Origin of the sequence: Micromonospora sp. NPDC093244 (assembly GCF_040683695.1) — a bacterium.
GTDB lineage: Bacteria > Actinomycetota > Actinomycetes > Mycobacteriales > Micromonosporaceae > Micromonospora.
The window spans coordinates 1,061,517-1,083,326 of sequence record NZ_JBFBEO010000002.1 but is presented as its reverse complement, the minus strand read 5'-3'; the positions used below and the strand labels follow the sequence as shown (position 1 = coordinate 1,083,326).

Annotated in this window: 21 protein-coding genes; 10 read left to right on the top strand and 11 right to left on the bottom strand. The window is 72.6% G+C overall.

The window, feature by feature from the left end:
- Nucleotides 1-40 precede the first annotated feature (40 nt).
- The 7 genes from AB0N27_RS15180 (at nt 41) to AB0N27_RS15150 (ending at nt 10,486) form a co-directional block, all read left to right on the top strand.
- Nucleotides 41-1,960, top strand: coding sequence for a DUF5941 domain-containing protein (locus tag AB0N27_RS15180; protein WP_364370730.1), 1,920 nt, complete (start codon nt 41-43; stop codon nt 1,958-1,960).
- Nucleotides 1,961-1,975: 15 nt separating this feature from the next.
- A complete protein-coding gene (locus tag AB0N27_RS15175; protein WP_364368881.1) occupies nt 1,976-4,186 on the top strand; it encodes a bifunctional glycosyltransferase family 2 protein/CDP-glycerol:glycerophosphate glycerophosphotransferase in 2,211 nt (736 codons plus the stop codon).
- A gap of 135 nt (nt 4,187-4,321) precedes the next feature.
- The gene (locus tag AB0N27_RS15170; protein ID WP_139584049.1) at nt 4,322-5,620 is read left to right on the top strand and encodes an ABC transporter ATP-binding protein; all 1,299 of its coding nucleotides are present in this window, start codon (nt 4,322-4,324) and stop codon (nt 5,618-5,620) included.
- Nucleotides 5,621-5,712: 92 nt separating this feature from the next.
- On the top strand, nt 5,713-6,717 hold the full coding sequence (locus AB0N27_RS15165; protein WP_364368878.1) for a hypothetical protein: 1,005 nt from the start codon (nt 5,713-5,715) through the stop codon (nt 6,715-6,717).
- A 63-nt stretch (nt 6,718-6,780) separates the two neighbouring features.
- Complete coding sequence (locus AB0N27_RS15160; RefSeq protein ID WP_364368875.1) at nt 6,781-7,245, top strand: DUF4442 domain-containing protein; 465 nt, start codon at nt 6,781-6,783, stop codon at nt 7,243-7,245.
- 59 nt (nt 7,246-7,304) lie between these two features.
- A complete protein-coding gene (locus tag AB0N27_RS15155) occupies nt 7,305-8,117 on the top strand; it encodes a beta-phosphoglucomutase family hydrolase (RefSeq protein WP_364368872.1) in 813 nt (270 codons plus the stop codon).
- A complete protein-coding gene (locus AB0N27_RS15150) occupies nt 8,114-10,486 on the top strand; it encodes a glycoside hydrolase family 65 protein (protein ID WP_364368869.1) in 2,373 nt (790 codons plus the stop codon). Before AB0N27_RS15155 ends, AB0N27_RS15150 begins: the two co-directional genes overlap by 4 nt.
- Nucleotides 10,487-10,533: 47 nt before the next feature.
- On the opposite strand, the gene AB0N27_RS15145 is transcribed toward AB0N27_RS15150, so the two are convergent.
- Nucleotides 10,534-10,713, bottom strand: coding sequence for a hypothetical protein (locus AB0N27_RS15145; protein ID WP_364368865.1), 180 nt, complete (start codon nt 10,711-10,713; stop codon nt 10,534-10,536).
- 160 nt (nt 10,714-10,873) lie between these two features.
- Here AB0N27_RS15145 and AB0N27_RS15140 point away from each other — a divergent pair, with 160 nt between their 5' ends.
- Nucleotides 10,874-11,527 carry an alpha/beta fold hydrolase gene (locus AB0N27_RS15140; RefSeq protein WP_364368862.1) on the top strand — a complete coding sequence of 218 codons (654 nt, stop codon included), beginning with the start codon at nt 10,874-10,876 and terminating at the stop codon, nt 11,525-11,527.
- Here AB0N27_RS15140 and AB0N27_RS15135 read toward each other — a convergent pair.
- Nucleotides 11,517-12,674: an AI-2E family transporter gene (locus AB0N27_RS15135; RefSeq protein ID WP_364368859.1), complete on the bottom strand. Its 1,158-nt coding sequence runs from the start codon at nt 12,672-12,674 to the stop codon at nt 11,517-11,519. The two genes, AB0N27_RS15140 and AB0N27_RS15135, sit on opposite strands and share 11 nt — an antisense overlap.
- A 198-nt stretch (nt 12,675-12,872) precedes the next feature.
- Here AB0N27_RS15135 and AB0N27_RS15130 point away from each other — a divergent pair, with 198 nt between their 5' ends.
- Nucleotides 12,873-13,055, top strand: coding sequence for an antitoxin (locus tag AB0N27_RS15130; protein WP_364368856.1), 183 nt, complete (start codon nt 12,873-12,875; stop codon nt 13,053-13,055).
- Between the two features lie 70 nt (nt 13,056-13,125).
- Here the strand turns inward: AB0N27_RS15130 and AB0N27_RS15125 are convergent, their stop codons facing one another.
- Complete coding sequence (locus AB0N27_RS15125; RefSeq protein WP_364368853.1) at nt 13,126-13,731, bottom strand: hemerythrin domain-containing protein; 606 nt, start codon at nt 13,729-13,731, stop codon at nt 13,126-13,128.
- 133 nt (nt 13,732-13,864) lie between these two features.
- On the opposite strand from AB0N27_RS15125, the gene AB0N27_RS15120 reads away from it, so the two are divergent.
- Nucleotides 13,865-15,238 carry an FUSC family protein gene (locus tag AB0N27_RS15120; RefSeq protein ID WP_364368850.1) on the top strand — a complete coding sequence of 458 codons (1,374 nt, stop codon included), beginning with the start codon at nt 13,865-13,867 and terminating at the stop codon, nt 15,236-15,238.
- Between the two features lie 10 nt (nt 15,239-15,248).
- On the opposite strand, the gene AB0N27_RS15115 is transcribed toward AB0N27_RS15120, so the two are convergent.
- The 8 genes from AB0N27_RS15115 to eccB all read right to left on the bottom strand — a co-directional run bounded on the left by AB0N27_RS15115 (nt 15,249) and on the right by eccB (nt 21,701).
- Nucleotides 15,249-15,905 carry a C39 family peptidase gene (locus AB0N27_RS15115; protein ID WP_364368847.1) on the bottom strand — a complete coding sequence of 219 codons (657 nt, stop codon included), beginning with the start codon at nt 15,903-15,905 and terminating at the stop codon, nt 15,249-15,251.
- A 218-nt stretch (nt 15,906-16,123) separates the two neighbouring features.
- On the bottom strand, nt 16,124-16,531 hold the full coding sequence (locus AB0N27_RS15110; RefSeq protein WP_364368844.1) for a TIGR03618 family F420-dependent PPOX class oxidoreductase: 408 nt from the start codon (nt 16,529-16,531) through the stop codon (nt 16,124-16,126).
- A gap of 31 nt (nt 16,532-16,562) precedes the next feature.
- Entirely contained in the window at nt 16,563-16,904 is a 342-nt protein-coding gene (locus AB0N27_RS15105) for a YkvA family protein (RefSeq protein ID WP_364368841.1), read from the bottom strand.
- A gap of 59 nt (nt 16,905-16,963) precedes the next feature.
- Nucleotides 16,964-17,758, bottom strand: a complete 795-nt coding sequence (locus tag AB0N27_RS15100) for a hypothetical protein (protein WP_364368838.1) — start codon at nt 17,756-17,758, stop codon at nt 16,964-16,966.
- Between the two features lie 258 nt (nt 17,759-18,016).
- Nucleotides 18,017-18,376 carry a hypothetical protein gene (locus tag AB0N27_RS15095; protein ID WP_364368836.1) on the bottom strand — a complete coding sequence of 120 codons (360 nt, stop codon included), beginning with the start codon at nt 18,374-18,376 and terminating at the stop codon, nt 18,017-18,019.
- A gap of 113 nt (nt 18,377-18,489) precedes the next feature.
- Complete coding sequence (locus AB0N27_RS15090; RefSeq protein ID WP_364368833.1) at nt 18,490-19,737, bottom strand: WXG100 family type VII secretion target; 1,248 nt, start codon at nt 19,735-19,737, stop codon at nt 18,490-18,492.
- Nucleotides 19,730-20,098: a hypothetical protein gene (locus AB0N27_RS15085; protein WP_364368830.1), complete on the bottom strand. Its 369-nt coding sequence runs from the start codon at nt 20,096-20,098 to the stop codon at nt 19,730-19,732. The genes AB0N27_RS15090 and AB0N27_RS15085 overlap by 8 nt, the downstream gene beginning before the upstream one ends.
- Before the next feature lie 88 nt (nt 20,099-20,186).
- Entirely contained in the window at nt 20,187-21,701 is a 1,515-nt protein-coding gene (gene eccB, locus AB0N27_RS15080; RefSeq protein ID WP_364368827.1) for a type VII secretion protein EccB, read from the bottom strand.
- Nucleotides 21,702-21,810: the final 109 nt, after the last annotated feature.

Here is a 21,810-nt window from a genome sequence, read left to right as displayed (position 1 = left end):
GCTCGCGATCGTGCTCGCCGCCGGGACGCCCGCGGCGGGCCTGACCACCGCGACAGGTGAGCCGCTTGCCGACCGGCTCGCCGACCAGTTGCGCCGGGCCGGAGCGGACGAGGTGCGCTTCGCGGCGACCCTCGACGAGGTGGCGGCGCTCGCCGACACCGCCGGCGGTCCGCTACTGGTCACCGGCACCGACCTGGTGGCGCACACAGCAGTCCTGCGGCACCTTGCCACCAGTCCGGTGGGGCCGACAGTGGCGTTGGTGCTCACCGACCCGCCGGTGCCCGGGCGGACAGCCGTGCGCGAGGAGCGCGGCCAGGTGGTCGACGCCGGCCCGCTGGACGCCCTCGACGGCGACGCCACGGGCGTGTTCGGCGGCGCGCTGCGGGTCGGTGTCGACGACCTGCCGACCCTCGCCGCCGCCGCCCGGGCCGCCGCAGTGGGCGGCCCCGGGTCCGCCGTGGACCGGCTCGTCGCGGGGCTCGCGGCGCTCGGCACCCTGATCTTCGCCCAGCGGGTACGTCTGCTCGTCGCGCACCGGGTCGACGACGAGGCCGGTCTGGTCGCCGCCGAGGCCGCGGTGACAGCTGTCGACGAGGACCGGGCCGAGTTGCGACTGTCGGTGAAGGAGAAGGACGACTTCTTCTCCACGTACTTCGTCAGCACCTGGTCGCCGTACGTGGTGCGGGTGGCGGCCCGGCTGCGGCTCACCCCGACCGGCGTGACGGTGATCTCGGTGCTGTTCGCGCTGGCCGCCGCCGTGCTGTTCGGCGTCGGCGGGCGGCCGGCGCTGGTGAGCGGTGCGGTGCTGCTCTACCTCGGCTTCGTGCTGGACTGCGTGGACGGTCAGTTGGCCCGCTACACCCGGAACTTCAGCGCCTGGGGCGGCTGGCTGGACACCATGGCCGACCGGGCGAAGGAGTACCTGGTCTACGCCGGCCTCGGCTTCGGGGTGAGCCACGCCGGGCTGGGCAACGGTTGGGCCCTCGCCATCGCCGCGATGACGTTGCAGACCGTCAGGCACATGACCGACACCTGGTACGGGGCGCTGCACGACGAGGCGGCCCGCCGGCCCCGGGCGACGGCGGGTGCCAGCGGCGGGATCGGTGACCGGTTGAACGCCGCGTCGACCCGGGTGCAGGCCGACACCGGCTCGCTGTCGTACTGGCTGAAGCGGACGGTGGTCTTCCCGATCGGTGAGCGGTGGGCGTTGATCGCGCTGACCGTGGCGCTGTTCAACCCGCTGGTCAGCCTCATCGCGGTGCTGGTCTGGGGGGTGTTGGCGTTCGCGTACACAGGTGCGCTGCGTACGCTGCGGGCCCGCTGGATGTGGGTGCCGGTGCTGGACACGGTCGACGCCACGCTGCACCGCGACGACGGTCCACTGGTCCGCCGGCTACCTGTGGTCCGCCCGATGGGGCCGCTCACCCTGGCGGTGATCGCCGCGCTCGGCCCGGCGGCGCTGCTTGTCGCGGCGCTGTGGAGCGACACACCCGACGGGCTGCGCTGGGCGGTGCCGGTGGCGTTGCTGGTGCTCCTGGCCGGTGGCCTCGGTGCCGGGGCCGCGCACAACGGTCCGCTGGACTGGCTGGTGCCGGCGGCGCTGCGGGCCGCCGAGTACCTGTTCGCGATCGCGGTCGGGGTGGTCGGCGACGCGCCGGGTTGGCTGATCTTCGGGTACGTCTTCGTGCTCACCGTGCACCATTACGACCTGACCGCCCGGCTGGAGAAGCGGCAGGCGGCACCACCGCTGCACGCGGCCACCCTGGGCTGGGACGGCCGTTCGGTGCTGCTGACCCTCGCGGCGATTGCCGGCCTCGTGAGTATCGGCATGGCTACACTCGGTGCGTACCTTCTCGTGGTTTTCGTGGCGAGTGTCGTCCTGGCCTGGTTCGTCCGGCCGGCCCGTGGCGCGCGGGCGTCGGCCGCGCCGGTGGGCGCGGGAGGTGCCGTGCCGCGCTGACGGAGGGACGGCCGGATGACTTTGATCAGTTTCGTCGTACCGGCCTTCCGGGTGCAGGGATACCTGCGTGAGTGCCTGGACTCGATCCTCGGCCAGCCGGAGACGGACGTCGAGGTGATCGCCGTCGACGACTGCTCGCCGGACGCCAGCGGCGAGATCATCGACGAGTACGCGGCCCGTGACCGGCGGGTCCGCTCGGTCCGGCTGCCGGAGAACATCGGTCTCGGTCCGGCCCGCAACGTCGGGCTGGACCGGGCCGTCGGCGAGTACGTGTGGTTCCTCGACGGCGACGACTGGCTGGCGCCGGAGTGCCTGCCGGCGGTCGCCGAGCGGCTGCGCGCCACCAGCCCGGACGTGCTGCTGGTCGACCACGTGCGCGCCCACTGGAACGACACGGTCACCCGCAGCGCGATGGCCGAGGTGTTCCCGGAATCGCCCGGCCCCGACACCTTCCGGCTGCGGGACCGGCCGGAGGCGATGCGGCTGCTGCACACCGCGTGGAACCGGCTGGTCCGTCGGCAGTTCCTTGTCGATCTGGGTCTGCGCTTCGCGCCGGGCTGGTACGAGGACGTGTCCTTCAGCTATCCGGTGCTGATGGCGGCACAGCGGATCGGCGTACTCGACCAGGTGTGTGTTAACTACCGGCAGCGCCGCGCCGGCGCGATCACCAGGACCCGTGGCGACCGGCACTTCGAGGTGTTTCCGCAGTGGCACCGGGTGTTCCACCTGATGGATGGGTGGGGGTCGGCGACGGACGCCCTGCGACCGGCGGTCTTCGAGCGGATGATCTGGCACTACCTGACGGTGCTCGGCAACGGCCAGCGCATCGCGCCGGAGCTGAGGCCGGCGTTCTTCGCGCAGATCACCGCCGACTACGCGCGCTGGCTGCCGAACGGCGGCTACCCGGTCCCGGACGGGGTGGAGGGGATCAAGCACCGGCTTGTCGCCGCCGGCCGGTGGCGGACGTTCAGCGCGCTGCGCGCCGCCAGCCGGGCCCGGGACACCGCCCGCAAGCGGACCCGTACCGTGCGGCGGCGGGTCGGCCCGGCGGCCCGGCGCGGCGCCCGACTGACCCGCGACGGCCTGCTGCGCGAGTACTACCGGGCGGAGCTGCGCCGGCCGGTCGACCCGACGCTCGCGGTGTACGCCGCCTACTGGTTCCGGGGGTACGCGTGCAACCCGGCGGCGATCTACGAGGTGGCCCGGCGGCTGGCCCCCGAGGTGCGGGGTGTGTGGATCGTGCGCCGCGACCGGGTGGACGCCGTCCCGCCGGGGGTGGAGTACGTGGTCGCGGGCACCCCGGCGTACTACCGGGTGCTGGCCCGGGCCCGGTGGCTGATCAACAACGTGAACTACCCGGACTTCGTCCGTAAGCGGCCGGAGCAGGTGCACGTGCAGACCCACCACGGCACGCCCGTGAAGGTGATGGGGCTCGACCAGCAGCGCTACCCGATCGGCGCGGGCCGGATGGACTTCGCCGGACTGCTGCGCCGGGTGGACAGGTGGGACTACAGCGTCAGCTCGAACAGCTTCTCCACGCAGATGTGGGACCGGGCGTACCCGGCCACCTACACGACACTCGAGGTGGGCTACCCGCGCAACGACCGGCTGGTCACCGCCGACCCGGACGAGGTGCGCCGGCTGCGCGCCGATTTCGGTCTCGCCCCCGACGAGCAGGTGGTGTTGTACGCCCCGACGCACCGCGAGCACCTGCCCGGCTACCGGCCGCCGTTCGACCCGGACCGGTTCGTCGACGCACTGGGCGGGTCGGGCCGGCTGCTGATGCGCAGCCACTACTTCCACGACCGGGACCGCCGCCCCGCCCGGTCGGTGGATCGCGACCGGGTCCGCGACGTCAGCGGTCACCAGCGGGTTGAGGATCTTTACCTGGTTGCCGACGTGCTGGTCACCGACTACTCCTCGGCGATGTTCGACTATGCGGTGCTGGATCGACCGATCGTGCTGTACACACCGGACTGGGAGGCGTACCGACTGGCCCGGGGCGTCTACTTCGACGTGACGGCGGAACCTCCGGGCGCGGTGGCCACCACGTTCACCGCCCTGCTGGACCTGTTCCGTACCGACGCGGTGCGCTCGGACGCGGCGACAAAGGCCCGCGAGCAGTTCCGGGGCCGATTCTGCGCGCTGGACGACGGGCACGCGGCGGAGCGGGTGGTGCGCCGCGTGTTCCTGGGGGAGCCGGCCGGCCTTTCGTCGCCCTGCTGATCATGCGGTAGCGGTGCGTACTGTCGTGTAATGGCAGCGTCATAGGTCGAACATGAGACGTTTACCCGATGTGCTGATCGAATGATCCTGGTCACAGTCTTGTGGGGTTCGGCCGACGAGCTGGGGGAGGAGACGGTGAGCACCGTCGCGCTCAAGGATGTCACCAAGATCTTCAAGGACGGCACGGTGGCCGTCGACAGCATCAACCTGGACGTGAACGACGGCGAGTTCATGGTGCTGCTCGGCCCGTCGGGATGTGGGAAGTCCACGGTGCTGCGGATGATCGCCGGCCTGGAGGATCCGACTCAGGGCGCCGTCCTGCTCGACGGGGAACTCGCCAACGACCTGCCACCACGGGACCGGAAGATCGCCATGGTCTTCCAGGACTTCGCGCTCTACCCGCACATGACAGTCGGCGACAACATCGCGTTCCCGCTGCGGCTGTCCGGCGTCGAGCCGGAGCCCCGTGGGGAGCGGGTCAGCGACGTGGCCAGCGCGCTCGGCATCGGCGACGTGCTGGCCCGCAAGCCTGGTCAGCTCTCCGGCGGGCAGCGGCAGCGGGTCGCCATGGGTCGGGCGATCGTCCGCCGGCCCGGGCTGTTCCTCATGGACGAGCCCCTGTCCAACCTGGACAGCGGCCTGCGGGCCGAGTTGCGCGCCGAGATCTCCGGCCTCACCCGGGAGTTGGGTGTCACCACCGTCTACGTCACCCACGACCAGGCCGAGGCGCTCACCATGGCCGACCGGGTGGCCATCATGCGCCGCGGCGTGCTCCAGGACGTGGGCACACCGACCCAGGTGTACGGGCGCCCCGCGACGCTCTACGTGGCCGCGTTCCTGGGCAGCCCACGGATGAACCTGCTGGAGGCGTCGGTCTACGTCCACCTCGACCGGTACGTCACGCTCAACCTCGGCGAACAGTCGCTCTACCTGCCCTGGAACGACATCCGTAGCCGGGCGGTGGCGCACTACCACGGCGAGCGGATCGTCGTCGGCATGCGGGCCGAGGCGCTCACCCCGGTCAGCCCGGACAGCCCCGGTGACGTGCTGCACGGCCGCATCCGCTACCTGGAGCACCACGGCCACGAGTCGCTCGCGTTCCTCGACATCGGCGCGACCGCGATCATGGTCGATGAGATGGGCGCGCCACTGGACCCGCCACCCGTGGGTCAGCGGGGCCTTCGCCGGTTCGGCTCGGTGATGCAGCGGCTCACCGGCAAGCCTGTGGAACCGGTCGAGGCGCCGACGGGTGGCAACCGGACGAGCGTCCTTCCCGACCCGGGCCGCCACCACAGGCGTCCGGCGGAGCTGGCGGTGCGGTTGGCGCCGTACCCGGCGGTCACCGCCGGTCACCAGCTCGCGGTCTCGGTCCGGATGGACGCGCTGCACTTCTTCGACGAGCGCGGAGCACGGATCGACGTCGGTTGGCGCTGACGACCCGCCGTGTCGGGGTGGCGGCGGCACCCGGCGGTGTCCTACCGTCTGCGCACCCAGTCCACAGTGAGACCACCGAGAGGGGTGCACCCGTGTCGGGTGACCGTCCCAGTCCGCTCGTCATCGAGCGCATCCTGCGCGACCGTCAGGGCATCTGGCAGCAGATCGTCGCCGAGGGCGACCTGAACGCGTTGACCGGCCGGATGCTTGCCAGCTCCGCCATCGCGCTCGCCTGTTACGGGGCGGTGCTCGGCGCGTTCCACAGTCCGCTCATGGCGCTCACCTCCGCCCTCAAGCTGCCACTGCTGTTCCTGGTCACGCTGGCCATCTGCCTGCCCACGCTCTACCTGTTCAACCTGGTCTTCGGCGCTCGACTCTCGGTCCGCCAGTCACTGGCCCTGGTGATGGTGGCCATCACGGTGACCTCGATGCTCGCGGTGGCGTTCGCGCCGATCAGTCTCTTCTTCCTGATCACCGCGCCTGACTACGGGTTCTTCAAGCTGCTCAACGTGGCGATCCTGACCCTGTCGGCGCTGGTCGGGCTGCGCTTCCTCACCGGTGGGATGCAGGTGCTCAACGACCACGGCCTGCTCGCGCCGGAGCCCGCCACCGCGAAGGCGCCGGCGCAGGCTGCGACGCAGGCACCGGCCCAGGTCGCGCCGGCCGCGGCCGCGGTGCCGGCCGACGCGCCGGCCGCCGGGCAGGGTGCCGAGCCGGTCGCCGAACCCGTCGCTGTGCCGGCCGGCGCGGCGGCGGCCGCCGCGAACGGCGCCACCACCGTCGCACCGGCGCCGGTTCCGGCGCAGTGGACCGGGCAGCCGGCGACCGCGGCGTCCCCGCCCGGCATGATGCCGCCCGGCTACGGGCTCGCCCAGCGTCCGTGGGCCAGCCCGCAGGTGCGGCGCGCCGAGCCGACGCAGCGGCCGGCCAGCATGACGCTGCTCTACATCTGGATTCTGCTCTTCGGCTTCGTCGGCACCCAGCTGGCGTGGACGCTGCGCCCGTTCTTCGGCGACCCGGGTCAGGATTTCGCCTTCTTCCGCAGCATCGACGGCAACTTCTATGCCGAGATCCTGCGGACGATCGCGAACCTCTGAGCTGGGCGGGGAGCGGAAAAAGTGCTGGTTGCCTGCCTGGTTACTGGCGAGTAACGTCAGGTCATGACCATCGACTCCCGCCAGGTGGCGGCCGGCATGCTCGAGGCGGTGCCCTTCGCCCGGACCCTCGGCGTCGAATTCGTCGAGGTGGCACCGGACTCGGGGGGCGGGGTGCGGGCGGTCGTCCGCCTCCCCGACTCGCCGGCCACCCACAACCACATCGGCGGCCCGCACGCCGGTGCCATGTTCACCCTCGGTGAGACGGCCTCCGGCACGGTCGTGCTGGCCGCCTTCGGGCACCTGCTCGACCGTGTCGTTCCGCTCGCCGTCCACGCCGACATCGACTACCGCAAACTCGCCATGGGTCCGGTGCTGGCCACCGCGCGCCTCGCCCGCCCGGCGCTCGAGGTGATCGACGAACTGGAGGCCGGCCGCCGCCCCGAGTTCGGTGTCGAGGTGGAGATCGCCACCGAGGACGGCCGGACCACCGCGACGATGACCGTGATCTGGACACTGCGGCCGAACTGAGCCGCGACGGGGCAGCGGAAACGGGTTTGCGGGCCGGCCCAGCTGGTTAGATTCGTACCGTGCTGGGCCTACCTGCTCATGTGACCGCCTGTCTCTTCGATCTGGACGGTGTGCTGACGCAGACCGCCCTGGTCCACAACGCCGCCTGGACGCAGACGTTCGACGAGTTCCTCAGACAGCGCGCCATCGCCACCGGCGAACCCTTCCAACCGTTCGACCCCGGCCCGGACTACAACCGTTACGTCGACGGCCGGCCGCGCGCGGACGGGGTCCGGGCGTTCCTCGCCTCCCGCGGGATCGTGCTGCCCGAGGGCAGCCCGGACGACCCGCCGAGCGCCGACACGGTCAACGGCGTGGGCAACCGCAAGAACGTCCTGCTGCTGGAACGACTGCGCAGCGCCGGAGTCGAGGTGTACCCGGGCTCGGTGCGCTACCTCGAGGCGGCAGCCGAGGCCGGCCTGCGGCGAGCAGTGGTGACCGCCAGCGCCAACGGGCGGGAGGTGGTCGCCGCCGCCGGGCTCGAGCCACTGCTGGAGGCGCGGGTCGACGGGCTGGTGGCCCGAGCGCAGGGGCTGCGTGGCAAACCGCAGCCGGACAGCTTCCTCGCCGGTGCCCGACTGCTCGGCGTCGACCCGACGCGGGCCGCCGTCTTCGAGGACGCGCTGTCCGGGGTCGCGGCCGGTCGGGCCGGAGGCTTCGGCTACGTGGTGGGTGTCGACCGGGTCGGCCAGGCCGACGAACTGCTCGCCCACGGCGCCGACATCGTGGTCAAGGACCTCGCCGACCTGCTCGACGCGGCCGACCCGACGGCGCCGCGCCGGGTCACCGACGCGGCAGCCCAACACGTGACCGGAGAGCGGGGCAGCGCGTGATTCGGGAACGGGCCTATCCCGTCGAACCGTGGCACGTCCGGGAAACCCGACTCGACATGGACGTGCTCGCCCAGTCCGAGTCGGTCTTCGCGCTCTCCAACGGTCACGTGGGACTGCGCGGCAACCTCGACGAGGGCGAGCCGCACGGCCTGCCCGGCACGTACCTCAACTCGTTCTACGAGCTTCGCCCCCTGCCATACGCGGAGGCCGGCTACGGCTTCCCCGAGTCCGGTCAGACAATCGTCAACGTCACGAACGGCAAGCTGATCCGGCTGCTCGTCGACGACGAACCACTCGACGTGCGCTACGGCGAGCTGATCTCCCACGAACGGGTCCTGGACATGCGGGCCGGCACGCTGCACCGGGAGCTGCACTGGCGTTCGCCCGCCGGCCGGGAGGTCAAGGTCCGCAGCACCCGACTGGTGTCGTTCACCCAACGGTCGGTCGCCGCCATCAACTACGAGGTGGAGGCCGTCGACGGCCCGCTGCGGCTCATCGTGCAGTCCGAGCTGGTCGCCAACGAGTCGCTGCCGGCGCAGAGCAAGGACCCCCGGGTCGCGGCGGTCCTGGAGTCGCCGTTGCAGGCCGAGGAGGAGCTGACCACCCCCGACGGAGGACAGCTGATCCACCGCACCAAGGTCTCCGGGCTGCGGGTCGCCGCCGCGATGGAACACGAGGTGCACGGCCCCGAGCACACAAGCATCGAATCCGAGGGGTACGAGGACTGGGTCCGTACCACTGTCGGCTGCGTGCTCAAGCCCGGTGAGAAGCTGCGGGTGGTCAAGTACCTGACGTACGGCTGGTCGAGTCGACGGTCGCTGCCCGCGCTGCGCGACCAGGTCGGCGCGGCGCTGGCCGCGGCCAAGCTGGACGGCTGGGAGGGGCTCTGCCGGGAGCAGCGCGGCTACCTCGACGACTTCTGGGACGCCGCTGACGTGCGGGTCGACGGGGATCCGGAGGTGCAGCAGGCCGTCCGATTCGGCCTCTTCCACGTCCTCCAGGCCGGCGCCCGGGCCGAACGGCGGCCCATCTCGGCGAAGGGGCTGACCGGCCCCGGGTACGACGGGCACGCCTTCTGGGACACCGAGATGTTCGTCCTGCCGGTGCTCACGTACACCCAGCCGAGCGCGGTCCGTAACGCCCTGCACTGGCGGCACAGCACGCTCGAGAGCGCGCGGGAACGGGCCGCGACACTCAACCTCAAGGGCGCCGCGTTCCCGTGGCGGACCATCGGGGGCCCGGAGTCCTCCGGGTACTGGCCGGCGGGAACGGCCGCCTTCCACATCGCCGCCGACATCGCCGACGCGTTGCGCCGCTACGTGCTTGTCACCGGGGACACGGCGTTGGAGCGGGAGATCGGCCTGGAGCTGCTGGTGGAGACCGCCCGGTTGTGGCGTTCGCTCGGCCACCACGACCGGCACGGGCAGTTCCACATCGACGGGGTGACCGGTCCGGACGAGTACACCGCCGTCAAGAACGACAACGTCTACACCAACCTGATGGCGCAGCGGAACCTGCTCGCCGCCGCCGATGCGGCGATGCGCTACCGGGACGACGCCGACCACCTCGGGGTCACCGACGAGGAGGCGGCGAGCTGGCGGGACGCCGCCTCCGCCATGCACGTCCCGTACGACGACGAGATCGGCGTCCACCAGCAGGTCGAGGGGTTCACCAGGCTGGAGGAGTGGGACTTCGCGCACACGCCCGCGGAGAAGTACCCGCTGCTGCTGCACTACCCGTACTTCGACCTGTACCGCAAGCAGGTGGTCAAACAGGCAGACCTGGTGCTGGCCATGCACTGGCGAGGGGACGCGTTCACCTCCGAGGAGAAGGTGCGCAACTTCCTCTACTACGAGCGGCGGACCGTGCGGGACTCGTCGCTGTCGGCCTGCACCCAGGCGGTGCTCGCCGCCGAGGTCGGTCATCCCGAGCTGGCGCACATCTACCTGCGCGAGGCCGCGCTGATGGACCTGCACGACCTCAACGAGAACACCCGCGACGGCGTACACATGGCCTCGTTGGCGGGCGCGTGGCTCGCCCTGGTCGGCGGTCTCGGCGGTCTACGGGACCACGACGGTCAGCTGTCGTTCGCGCCCCGGCTCTCCAGCCGCCTGAGCCGGCTGGAGTTCTCCCTCCAGTGGCGTGGACTGGCGCTGCGGGTGGACGTCCGGCCGCACCAGACGACGTACTCGCTGCGTCACGGCGGTCCGGACGACGTGGTCGAGCTGCGGCACCACGACCAGGTGCTGCGGGTGACCAGCGACGAGCCGGTGACAGTCCCGGTGCCGCCTGCCGAACCGTCCGGGCCGCCACCGGAGCACCCGCCGGGCCGGTCGCCGCTGCTCCGGCTGCCCGAGCACAAGGACTGAGCGGCCGGGACGGGACCAGGTCCCGTCCCGGCCGTCGCGCGCCTGGGTCAGATGGGCTCGCCCGTGGACGGGCGCCCGATCGCGTCCCGGGGCGCCATCGCCTTGGGGTCGTCGGGAAGGCGGGCCGAAGCGGCCTGGTCCCCGAAGTCCTGGTTGCGTTCGGCGTCCTGTTCCCGACGCTTCCGCTCGTCCATCTGCTGCTGTCGGGCCGGCTGCTGCTGGGCCATGGCGATCCTCGCGATCCGTCGGGGCGCGGTTGCGCCGACACGGTCTGCGGTCGCTCGTCGCGTACCCGACGCCCCACCCGGCAAACGCGGCCACCGCCGACGTGCGTGCGCCGCGCCGGGCGGGGTACCCGGGCCGCAGACGAGCACGCGGAGGTGGGGTATGGACGAGCGGCGCAGCACGGTGATGGTTCCGGTGGGGGACGCCGCGCTCCCCGCCGACCTGACGGTGCCCGCGCGGCCGGTGGGCGTGGTGCTGTTCGCCCACGGCAGCGGCAGCTCGCGGCACAGCCCGCGCAACGTGGCGGTGGCCCGGACGCTCAACGACAGTGGGCTCGGCACCGTGCTGGCGGACCTGCTCACCCCGACCGAGGACGAGGTGGACGCGCGCACCGCCGAACTGCGGTTCGACATCGGGCTGTTGTCGAGCCGCCTCGCCGGGATCGTCGACTGGTTGGCGGTGGAGCGGCCCGCCGGCGACGTACCGATCGGCCTCTTCGGCGCCAGCACGGGCGCCGCCGCCGCCCTGGTCGCGGCGTCGACGCGCGCCGACCGGGTGGGCGCCGTCGTGAGCCGCGGTGGCCGGCCCGACCTGGCCGGTGCCGCGCTGCCCCAGGTGCGGACGCCCACGCTGCTGCTGGTCGGCGGCCTGGACGAGGAGGTGATCGCGCTCAACGAGCAGGCGTTGGCCGAGCTGGGGAATGTCGGCGAGCTGCGGGTGGTCCCGGGCGCCACCCACCTCTTCGAGGAACCCGGGACCCTCGACCAGGTCGCCGAGCAGGCCGGCGCCTGGTTCACCACCCACCTCAGCCGGTGAGCAGACCGTTCGCGGCGGACCTGCGCCGTTGGACGGTGTCGATGACGCGCCAGAGCACCGCGGTGATCGGGACGCTGACGAAGGCACCTGCGATACCCGCGATCAACGTGCCGGCGGTCACCGCCACCAGGATCACCGCCGGATGCAGCCGGACCTGCCGCTTCATCACCAGCGGCTCCAACAGGTTGCCCTCGATCTGCTGCACGGCGATCACGGCGGCGAGGGTGAGCAGCGCGGTGGTCGGCCCGTTCGCCGCCAACGCCACAAGCACCGCCACCGCACCCGCGACTGTCGCCCCGATGATGGGTACGAAACCGCCGAGGAAGGTGATCAACGCCAGTGGCAGGGCGAGCGGCACCCGCAGCAGCACCAGCGCCAGCCCGATGCCTATCGCGTCGATGGCGGCGATCAGCATCGTTCCCCGGCTGTACGCGCCGAGCGTCTGCCAGCCCGCCCGACCGGCCTCGGCCGCCACCGACCGGTTCGGACCGGACACCCGGGACAGAACCCAGTGCCACATCGACCGGCCGTCCTTGAGCAGGAAGAAGAGCAGCACCAGGGCGAGCAGCGCGGAACCCAGCACCTCGGTGGCCGTCCGGGCCCCCGACACCGGGTCCGGGGAGCTGCCGCTCAGACCCTCCCGAGCCTGGTCGATCAGGCGGTCCAGTTGGGCGTCGCTGACCGGCAGGGTGGACGTGACGAAGTCCCGGCTGCGGTCGACGCCCTGGGTCAGCTCCTGGCTGAGCTGGTCGAACTGGCTGGCGGTGAGGTTCCACACGAGCGCACCGACGCCCACCAGGATGCCGAGGAGCAGCAGGACGGTGAGCAGCGCGGCGAGCGCCGCCGGCAGCCGCAGCCGGCGCAGCAGGAGCAGCACCGGGTCGAGCAGCGCGGTGAGGAAGACGGTGGCCGCCAACGCGATGGCCAGCGGCGCCAGCAGTACGGCGATCCGGCCCACCAGGTAGAGCCCGGCGACGACCACCACCAGGCAGGCGCTCCACAGCACCGCGGTCCGGACCAGCCACGGCAGCGCCGTCCACGCCTGGCGCGGTCCCGTGTCGCCGTTCGTGGGCGTCGCGCCGGTGCCTGTCCTCGGCGCGGTGCCCTGTGCCGGCGCGGTGTCCGCCCCCGCCTCGTCTGCCGCCATGTCGGCCCTCCTCGATCTCGCGAGGTCGGTACCCGCCCGGCCGTGCGCCGACACCCGAATCGTCCCGACGCTGGGCTGGCCGCCCGCGCGGATCGTACGCCGGCCTGGGCGATCCGGGGGGTGTTCGCAGGTCCCGGCGTTTGCGCTCCCCGGCTCAGGGAACGCCAACAGGGAGCGACCGACCCGAGGAGGAACAGCGTGGGCGACTTCATGGACAAGGCCAAGGACCTCGCGGACAAGCACGACAAGCAGGTCGACCAGGGTATGGAGAAGGCCGGCGACATGGCCGACAAGCGCACTGGCGGCAAGTACGACGACCAGATCGACAAGGGCGTGGACCAGGCGCAGGCGCGTACCGGCGAGGGCGATCAGGTCCGCTGACGTGCCGGACGACTCCCGGGCCGCCGAGTGTTCGGCGGCCCGGGAGTGTCCTGTCCGGACCGTACGTCGGTCAGCCCTGCTGGTTCTCGCGTAGCTCGCTCATCGAGGTGGGCCGGCCGCTCAGCGCGTCACGCATCCGGTCGATCATGCCCGTGCCGGGGGCGAGCAGCTTGTTCGCCGGCGGGTGGTCGGGCGCGCCCGGGTGTGGTCGGGTCGGCGCGACCTTCTTGAACGCCGTCACCTTCGCCGCCAGTTCGACAAGCTCCTCGCGGGCCGCCGCAGCGCGGAGCCGGGGAAAGAGGTCGTTCTCCTCGTCCCGCACGTGGTGCCTGATGGTGCCGGTCAATTGGGCCAGCAACTCGTCGAAGCGGCTGTCGGACGGGTCGACCGACTCCAGGTCCTTCATTGTCCGTTCCGCGTCGGAGTGCTCGACGATCTCGTGATCGGCGATCTGGTCCCCGTCGGGCAGCACCTTGCGGGCCGTCGGGTAGACGTACGCCTCCTCGGCAACGGCGTGGCGGACGAGTTCGGCGATCACCACATCGGCGATCTGGCGGCGGTACTCGGGGGTGCCCTGCCGTGACTCCAGCTCGACGAAGAGGCTCTCGACCTCACGATGGTCGGCGACGAGGATGTCGACGACATCCTGGTCATCGGTGCTCTGTGGGTTGCTCATTTCGGGTTCCCCTTACCGGTTGCGGATCGGTGGGTGTGAGGCCCCTGGTACCCCGCACCGGCTGGGCAAACCTACGATCACCGATGGATCGGCCGTTACGGGTGATGGTGGTGTCGCCGGAGGTGCCGGCGGGGTGTACGGGCACGATTGCGCGGCCGACGCCCGGGTAACCGCCGCCATGACCGACGACCGCCAGCCAGCCGACCGCGATCGGTCGCGGCTCGAGGAGGCCGCCGAGCGGAGCGGCCGGGCGGTCGAACGGATACGCCACCGCGGCGGGCGGGCCGGACGGATCAGGGCCCGGCAGTGGGAGATCATCCTGGTCATCTCGGTCCAGGCCGGTTTGGCCGCCACGATCGCGGCCCTCATCGCCCAAAACCTGCTCGGCCCCGGAGCGCACGTCTTCGCGCCCGCTGCGGCCGTCGGCACGATCGCCACAGCCATCGGCCAGCGGGCCCGACGCACCTTCGAGCTGTTGTTCGGTGTGGGCCTGGGTATCACCATCGGCGACACGCTGCGCTTCATGGTCGGCTCCGGGCCGTGGCAGACCGGGGTGGTGGTCGCCCTCGCCATCGCCAGCGCGTTGCTGGTGGCCGGCCGGGGCGGCGCGCTCGTCGGTCAGGCAGGTGGTACGGCGGTGCTGATCGCCACGCTGGCTCCGATGGAGCGAGGGCTGGAGCTGCCCCGGATCTTCGACGCGCTCGTCGGCGGCGCGGTCGGTCTGCTGGTGGTCGCGCTGCTCCTGCCGGTGAACCCGATGAGGGTGCTGGACCGCGCCGCCGAACCGATCTTCACGGTCCTCTGTGAACAGCTCGCCGAGCTGGCCGAGGCGCTGCGCCAGCGCGACAGCGACCGGACGCGGCGCGTCCTGGACCGGCTCCGCGGCACCGAGGACGACGTGGGACGGCTCAACGATTCGCTGAGCGGGGCCGAGGAGGTGGTGACCATCGCTCCGGCCCGCTGGCACCGCCGCCGACAGTTCCATCAGTACGCGCGCAGCGTCTCGCTTCTGGAGCGGCTCCTACTGGACAGCCGCGTCCTGTCGCGCTGGGCGACGACAGCCCTCGAGTACGACGAGCCGATCCCGCCGGAGCTTCCGGACGCGATAGCCCGGCTGGGTCTGGCGGTGGCGGAGATGCGCAACGAATACCGGGTCGGCGACAACCCGCAGTGCACCCGCCGGTTGGTCGAAGAATGCGCCGAGCTGGCCGGGCGTGCCGCCGCCACCGGGGTGAGGTCCTTCGGCGACGCGCTCGTCACCGGGCTGCGCACCGCGTCCAGTGACCTGCTGCGGGCCGCCGGCTGCGAACCGGACGACGCCAACCGGATCGTCCGCAGGGCGGCCGGAGTGGGTGAGGCAGCGATCCGTCCGCCGGTCCGGCGGCACCTCCACCGACCTCGACCCACCCGTGCCACCCGCGCGCGACGGCGGGCGAACCTCAGTGCCCGCCGGTACGGCGACGACGAGCGGGCCGGCCTCCCCGCAGTGGGGAGACCGGCCCGGTGAACCGTCAGGCTCAGGAGGAGTAGCCGCGCTCGGCGATCCAGTTGGCGACCTTCGGCAGCGTCATCCAGTACTCGCCCAGCGCCGGATCGGCCGGGTCGGCGACCCGGATGGTGTCCCCGCCGTCGCGGTAGCCGACGAGCGTCAGGTAGTGACCCCCCTCGTACGAGTGCGGGTTGCCGTCGGTGTCCACTGTCGTGCCCTTGATGTTTGCCACCACCGGTCGACCGGCGTCCACCGCGGCCAGCACGTCCCGGCGCAGCTGCTCGACCTGGTCGGGACGGGCCACCGCGTCACGGATCTCGGTGGTCCGGTACCCGCCGCCGGTCAGCTCGTTGAGGACCCGGGTGGTGTCCAGCGCCGAGGCGGTACCCGCCTCCGTGGTACCCAGCAGCCTGGCCACGTCGTCCTGGGAGACCGCCTTGCCTTGGGCGGACAACGCGATCCGGGTCGCCGCCGGACCGCAGTAGTAGAAGTTCGGCTGGGCCTGGTAGTCGATGCCGAGGATCCGCTCGGCGGACCTGTCGTGCTGGCCGCCCCGCTCGACCGTCGAGGTCGGGTTGACCTGCACCGGTGCGGCCTGTGCGGCCATCGCGGGACCGAGCGCGCACCCGCCGGCGACCAGCAGGCCGGCAACTGACACACCGCTCTTCTGGAGGATCGGATTCATCGTCGAGTCTCCGTTCGGGGGGTTGGTGCCTCCGTCGGCGGAGGCAGCAGCACCGGGAATGGCGCTCGGCTCACCATGTGGCGATCGCCCGCGGCGGCTTCCGGCCGTGGGCGTACCGGATGCAACGGCCGCTCGGTGGCAGGGATTCCTTGCTCGGGGTGCGCCCGGTCACGGCCGGCCGGCGGAACCGGTCAGACGGCCGGAGACCGTACGGACGGTCAGAGACTGCCCAGTAGCCCCGTCACGGTGATCTCGATGACCACCCGCTCCGGGTTGGGACGAGGCGTCCGGTACCGCTCGGCGTAGCGGCGCTCCGCCTCCGCCACGGCGGCCCCGTCCGAGCGGAGCACCGCCCGACCCTCGATGGTCAGCCAGCGGCGCCCGTCGACGTGGCAGACGGCCACCGGGGTGCCGGCCGTTCCGGCGGCGGCCACCTGTCGGGCCTTGCGGGAGGTGCCGGAGGTGATCACCCGCGCCAGTCCGGCCTCCGGGTCGAGGGTGACACCGACAGGCACCACGTGCGGAGTGCCGTCGGCGCGCAGGGTGGTAAGCGTCGCGAGGTGCCGTTCGGCGCAGAAGGCTGTGACACGAGGATCGTGTACGTCCAGCCGATGATCGCCCGCCATGCCCGTCCCCCGTCCACCGAACCGACACCGATCATGGCACGCGCCGGCGCGCGCGGTCCGGGTCCGACGGAGAGTCCGGCTGCCCCGGCAGCTGGCGGCCCGCCGCACGGCGCTGGTGCACGAGGCGGGTCAGATAGATCAGCGCACCGGCCAGGACACCCATGTCGTCCAGGTAGATCGGGTCGGGGAGAAGGTCGATCGGGAAGATCGTGTAGATCAGTGCCCCGTAGAAGGCGACCTTGCCGCCCGCGCCGAGCCCGGCCAGCAGACGCCTGGTCCGCACCACCCGTACCGCCAGCAGCACCGCGCCGACAAGTGTGGCGATCGCCAGGAGACCGGCGATCACCACGAGCACCCACGCCTCACGGGACATGCCGTCACGCTAACCCACCAGCGGGCCACGGCGTCGGAGCCGTCCACCGGCGGCGTCGATCAGTACGCCGGCACCGCCGCGCGGCCCCTGGCGACCACCTGGTTCTCGCGGGTCTGCTCGACCGGCCGGCCGACCTCGCTCAGCGGCAGCACCGAGGCGGACTCCTCGACCCGTCGACCGCTCGCCGCGTGGGCCTCCTCGCGCAGGCTGCGAGCCGCCGCGACCGCGAGTTCCGCCGCCCGCCAGGCGGCCTGTTCCCGCTCGCGGGCGGCGGCGTGCCGGGCCGCCAGGTTGTCCCGGATCGCCCGCTGCAACACCAGTTCCTGCTCGACCGGGTGCCGCCGCGGATCCCAACCGGCACGGTGCGCGAACACGTCACTGAGCTGCTCCACCGACAATTCCCGCCGCCAGTACGCGTCCAGCGCCGCCCGGTGCAGGTAGCGCTCACGGTCCGCGTACTCGGCCGGGGTGCGGGCCGTGTGGGGCAGCGGCATGGCCGCCGCCGCGTCGAGACGCCTGACAGCCGCCTCGGCCGACTCGTACGCCTCCCAGGCGGCCTCGACCTCGTCCTGCGCGGCCACCCACTCGGTCCGACGGCGCTGGGCGGTGGTGGTGGCCCGTTCGGCGGCGACCGCGACCTCCTGCGCGTAGCGGCTCTGCTCGCGCTCCTGGTGAGCCTGTTCGAGGTGGCTGGGCATGGCCGCGCGGCGGATCCGGGCCGCCGCGTCGAGGTGGAGACGGCCGGGCCGCAGCAGCAGGGTGGCGACGGTGACCGCGACGACCCCGAGCAGGCTCAGCCAGATGGCGGCGGCCCGGGGTACGTCGGGCAGGACGGCGGAGAGGACGGTCTGCATGATCAGCACCTCGCGGTCGAATGGCGGATAGCGGCGGGGCGGTGGACGGGATCTCCACGGCCGTGGCCGGATCGAGCCGGACGGTCGGGCGGATGGCCGGACGGACCGGGGCCGCGCGTCGGGCTGGGTCACCGCTGTCCGGTGCCCGGCGGGCCGGTCACCGATCGGTGCCGTCCGGCGGGTGCGGGGGGTGTCAGGCCCCGACGGGTGACCCGGGCCGGGCCGCAGGAGCGGCCGCGGGCCGATGGTCGGCCGAGATCAGCGGGTCGGCGGACCGCGTCGGGAGGGGATGCCACGGCCGGGATCGACGGCCGGCGCGTGCTCGGGGCGCACGGTGACCGGAGCCACCGCCGCAGTGGGGTTGTCGACCGCGCCCGACGGCGGGGAGGCGACCGGTCGGCTCGCCTGCTCGGCGGCGCCGGCTGCCGGTCGGAGGGTGTCCACCCGGCTGCTCACGGCGCTGGGCCGGAGCTGCGTCGGGGCGGGGGGTGACGTGGCGGCGAGGGCGCCGCCGAGGCCGACGGCGAGCACCAACGCGGTGACCGCCAGCCGGGTCAGCTCCCGCAGAGACCGCAGCACTGCCCACCGGGCGGGGCGGACGGAGGCTGCGGAGGACACCCCACCAACCTATCGTCCGCCCCGGCCCGGCGCAGCTCGACCAGGACGCTTTGCGCAGTGACAGCCACCACCTGGGCACTGTGGATGGTCACCGGGGCGGGGACGCCCCGAGGTCAGTCGTTGGTGCCGAGCACCGGGGGCGCGGCGGCTCCACCCTCCCGCCACACCATCTCGTCCTCGGTGAGCCAGGTGAGTCGCTCGTCGGACTCGTCCTCGCCGGGGCGCCCGCGCCCGCCGAGCAGCCCGGGACGGTTCGCCCCGCCCGCCGCGCGGCCGGTGCCGTCCGCGCGCCGGCCGTCGATGCTGCGCCCGATCCCACTGGCGGCGCGGTTGTCGGTCGGGGCCGGCGTCGAGGCCGGTCGGGCCGACGGGGTGGGCGTGCCGCCCGAGCTGGCCAGTGCGGAGGTGCGGAGCACCCCACCGGCCGGGGCGCCACCCTGGGCGCCGAAGAGCAGACCCGGGCCGGTGGTGCCGGCGGGCACTGCGGCGGGACCGGACAGGCCGGCCAGACCGGCGGCGCCGCCGGCCAGCAGAGCGCCGCCGACAAGCGGGTCCGCGCCGGCGAGAGCGGTACGGCCGCCCCCGGTGTCGTCCGAGACCGTGACCAAGCCCGGCGTGTCGCCGGTGCCCCCCTGAACGGGCACGACGCCTTCCCCGACGACAGGCGGCGAACCGACCTGGTGCGGCGTGCCGATCCTCGCGTCGCCGGTGTGGGCCGTCTGGCCGCTGATCGTCGGCGCGGCACTTGCCGGCGCGGTGGGCGGTCCGCTGCGCGGCGTCGTCCTGCCGTCGTCGGCGGTCTTCGGGGTGCCCGGCGGAGGCGGCTCCGGCTCGACCACCCGGTCGTACACGGAGATGTCGTAGCCGGCCGCCAGCTCGGCCACCACTGTCACCATCCGCTGGTGGGCCTTCTCCTGCTCCTGCTTGTCCTGCTGGTGGCCGAGCATGCCGCCGATCACGGCACCGGGCAGGCCGAAGGCGCTGCCGCGCAGGGCGCCGTTGACCAACTGGTCGTTGTCGTCGGTCTCCTCCGGGCTCTCGGCCTGCTTGTGCGCGGTGCGCAACTGCCCGGCCATCATCGTGAGCGCCTGCGTGACGCCTGCCATCCCCTCGCCGAGCGCGTCGGAGTGCACGGTGACCAGACCGACCCGGCGCTGGAACTCCTGACCCGCCGCGCCCGTCCAGGTGTTGCCGAGCTTCTCCAGGTCGCCACTCAACTCCCGGCCGAGGCCGTCGAGGATGCTCTTGAGCGAGGCCCACTGGGCGGCCACGCCCTCGATCTGCTCCGGGTCGCCCGCCATCACGGCGTCGTACAGCTCCTGGTGGCTGCGACCCTCGTAGCGCTGGGTGTACTCAGACACGCCCGTCCCCCTTCGGCTCCAACGCCTGCTGGACACCCGTCAACGCGGCGGTGATGTCCGTGGCGTTCGCCGCGTTGCGCGCCTCGGCGGTGCGGTAGTTCGCCAGGATCGTGGCGGTGGCCTGCTGCGTCGCCAGCACCGCCTGCCGGAGGCGCTCGGCCTGCTCGACGTACGACTGGTGGACCGCGCTGTAGCGGCGCGCCTGGTCGGTGGCGTCGGTGAACGAGCCCAACGCCGGTGGCCTGCACTGCATCTCGGTGTTGAGCTTGCGCAGCACCGACTCGGCCTGGCCCAGTCGGGCCGCCAGGTTCTTGTGGAAGTCCTCAAGGGACAGCAGGTCGACTTCCGTGCGCCCGGTCATGGCAACATCCCCGTCGTTCTGGTTGACAACCGTCAGCGACTCCCAGGTTAGTCCACCGCCGCGATCCCGGGCGACCCGTGCGAGCGGCTCAACCGTCGGCGTCGGTCGATGCGGCCGGTAGGCCCCCGCCGGCTCCACCGTTCGAGGACGTGCCGCTGGCGGCCGGGCTCGGGGCGGCAGTGGTGGGCGCCTCACCCTCGGGGGCGAAGAAGGCAGCCGCGTCCTCCGGGTCCAGAGTGGGCCCGGTGGGGATCAGGGCGAGCAGTGCGCCGGGTACGGCGAGCGGGGTGACCCCGGCGTAGCCGAGCACGGCGAGCGTCTCGGCCGACGCGAGCGGGTACCTGACGCCCTGCGGACTGATCAGGTAGATCGTCGACCCGGCCGCCCCGGAACCGCTGGTCCCGGCGCCGGGGGCGGCCTGCGCGAGGACGCCCTTACCGCCGGGCAGCAGCACCGCCTCGGCGGTGCGCACCGCGTCCCGGCGGGTCTGGCGCACCGGCACCGGACCGGGATCGGTAGCCGTCAGCTCCGCAGGCGCCCGGTCGAAGACCTCCAGGGTGGTGACCGGCGGGCCGCCGCCGGTGCCCGCCCGGTACGTCGCGCACAGCGTGGTCTGCCCGGCGCGGGCCGGGTACAGGGTCGGCAGCGTCTCCGGCAGGCCGTCCTCCTCCACTCGCTGCTCGGTCAGCAGCCGGCCGGCCTGGTCCGGTGTGATGTCGGTGATCTGACCGCCACCGCTGATCATCAACAGGGCGGTGATCTCAGTAATCGAGACGAGCCCTTCGCGGGTCAGCACGTAGTAGCGGCCGGCGGCCTGGAAGACCTGGCCGATCGTGGACGGCCGGTCACCGACGCTCAGCCCGCTCCGGTCGCCCTCGCCGGGCAGCGTCGGCTTGCGCAGCGGGGGCCCGGCCGGTACGGCGTTGAGCAGCTGTTGCCCGACCCGTAGCTGCGTGGCGTTCGGCATCCGCAGCGCCGCGATCGTCTGGTCGCCGCCGAGCACCTGGAGTCGGGCGTCGCCGGTCAGCAGGTACCGCTGGCCGTCCACAGTGACCAGAACGGCCCGGTCGCCGAGCGGCGCGCCACCGGGCAGCGCCCGGTCGATGACGACCCGGGTGGTGGACCGCTGCGGGTCGGTCGGATCAGGGACGTCGCAGACCGACCAGGGCAACCCGGTCAGCGACTTGCGGTCCGGCAGAGCGTCCGGGGCGCCGACGATGCCGAGCGTACGACCACGCGGGCGGTCCCGCAGCGACGCCTGGGACATCGTCCGCACCGTCGGGTCCGCCACGTTCAGGATCAGCCGCGCGGAGGTGTAGTTGAGCGCCGGGTACAGCTGCCCGCCCACGAACACGTATGTCGCGCCGGTCTCCCGTTCGATGACGAGCGTCTTGTCCTCGAGCGGCGCGGTGTTGCCGGTCAACTGGCCGTACGCGCCCACACCGCCGAGCACCACCGCGGCGGCGATCACGCTGCCGAAGACCGCCATGCCGAGCCGTCGCATCGGCAGGTTGGTGGTCTCCGGATCGCCCGACAGCAGTGCGGAGACGATCCGGCGGGTGACGAAGCGGTACGCCTGCACCTGATCGCGGCGGGTCCGCATGACTTACCTCCGGCGGGGTGGATCCGCGACGATGTCCTCGGGGTGCCGTCGCGGGCTTCCCTACGATAAGGGGCCGACGGCTGGTCTTCGGGGCCACCGCCCGCGGCCG

Coding starts and splice junctions, on each gene's coding strand:
- eccB (WP_364368827.1), bottom strand. CDS start 21,701: ATGCGGACCCGCCGCGATCAGGTGCAGGCGTACCGCTTCGTCACCCGC.
- AB0N27_RS15100 (WP_364368838.1), bottom strand. CDS start 17,758: ATGCAGACCGTCCTCTCCGCCGTCCTGCCCGACGTACCCCGGGCCGCC.
- AB0N27_RS15085 (WP_364368830.1), bottom strand. CDS start 20,098: ATGACCGGGCGCACGGAAGTCGACCTGCTGTCCCTTGAGGACTTCCAC.
- AB0N27_RS15110 (WP_364368844.1), bottom strand. CDS start 16,531: ATGGCGGGCGATCATCGGCTGGACGTACACGATCCTCGTGTCACAGCC.
- AB0N27_RS15140 (WP_364368862.1), top strand. CDS start 10,874: ATGGACGAGCGGCGCAGCACGGTGATGGTTCCGGTGGGGGACGCCGCG.
- AB0N27_RS15135 (WP_364368859.1), bottom strand. CDS start 12,674: ATGGCGGCAGACGAGGCGGGGGCGGACACCGCGCCGGCACAGGGCACC.
- AB0N27_RS15175 (WP_364368881.1), top strand. CDS start 1,976: ATGACTTTGATCAGTTTCGTCGTACCGGCCTTCCGGGTGCAGGGATAC.
- AB0N27_RS15145 (WP_364368865.1), bottom strand. CDS start 10,713: ATGGCCCAGCAGCAGCCGGCCCGACAGCAGCAGATGGACGAGCGGAAG.
- AB0N27_RS15105 (WP_364368841.1), bottom strand. CDS start 16,904: ATGTCCCGTGAGGCGTGGGTGCTCGTGGTGATCGCCGGTCTCCTGGCG.
- AB0N27_RS15160 (WP_364368875.1), top strand. CDS start 6,781: ATGACCATCGACTCCCGCCAGGTGGCGGCCGGCATGCTCGAGGCGGTG.
- AB0N27_RS15125 (WP_364368853.1), bottom strand. CDS start 13,731: ATGAGCAACCCACAGAGCACCGATGACCAGGATGTCGTCGACATCCTC.
- AB0N27_RS15115 (WP_364368847.1), bottom strand. CDS start 15,905: ATGAATCCGATCCTCCAGAAGAGCGGTGTGTCAGTTGCCGGCCTGCTG.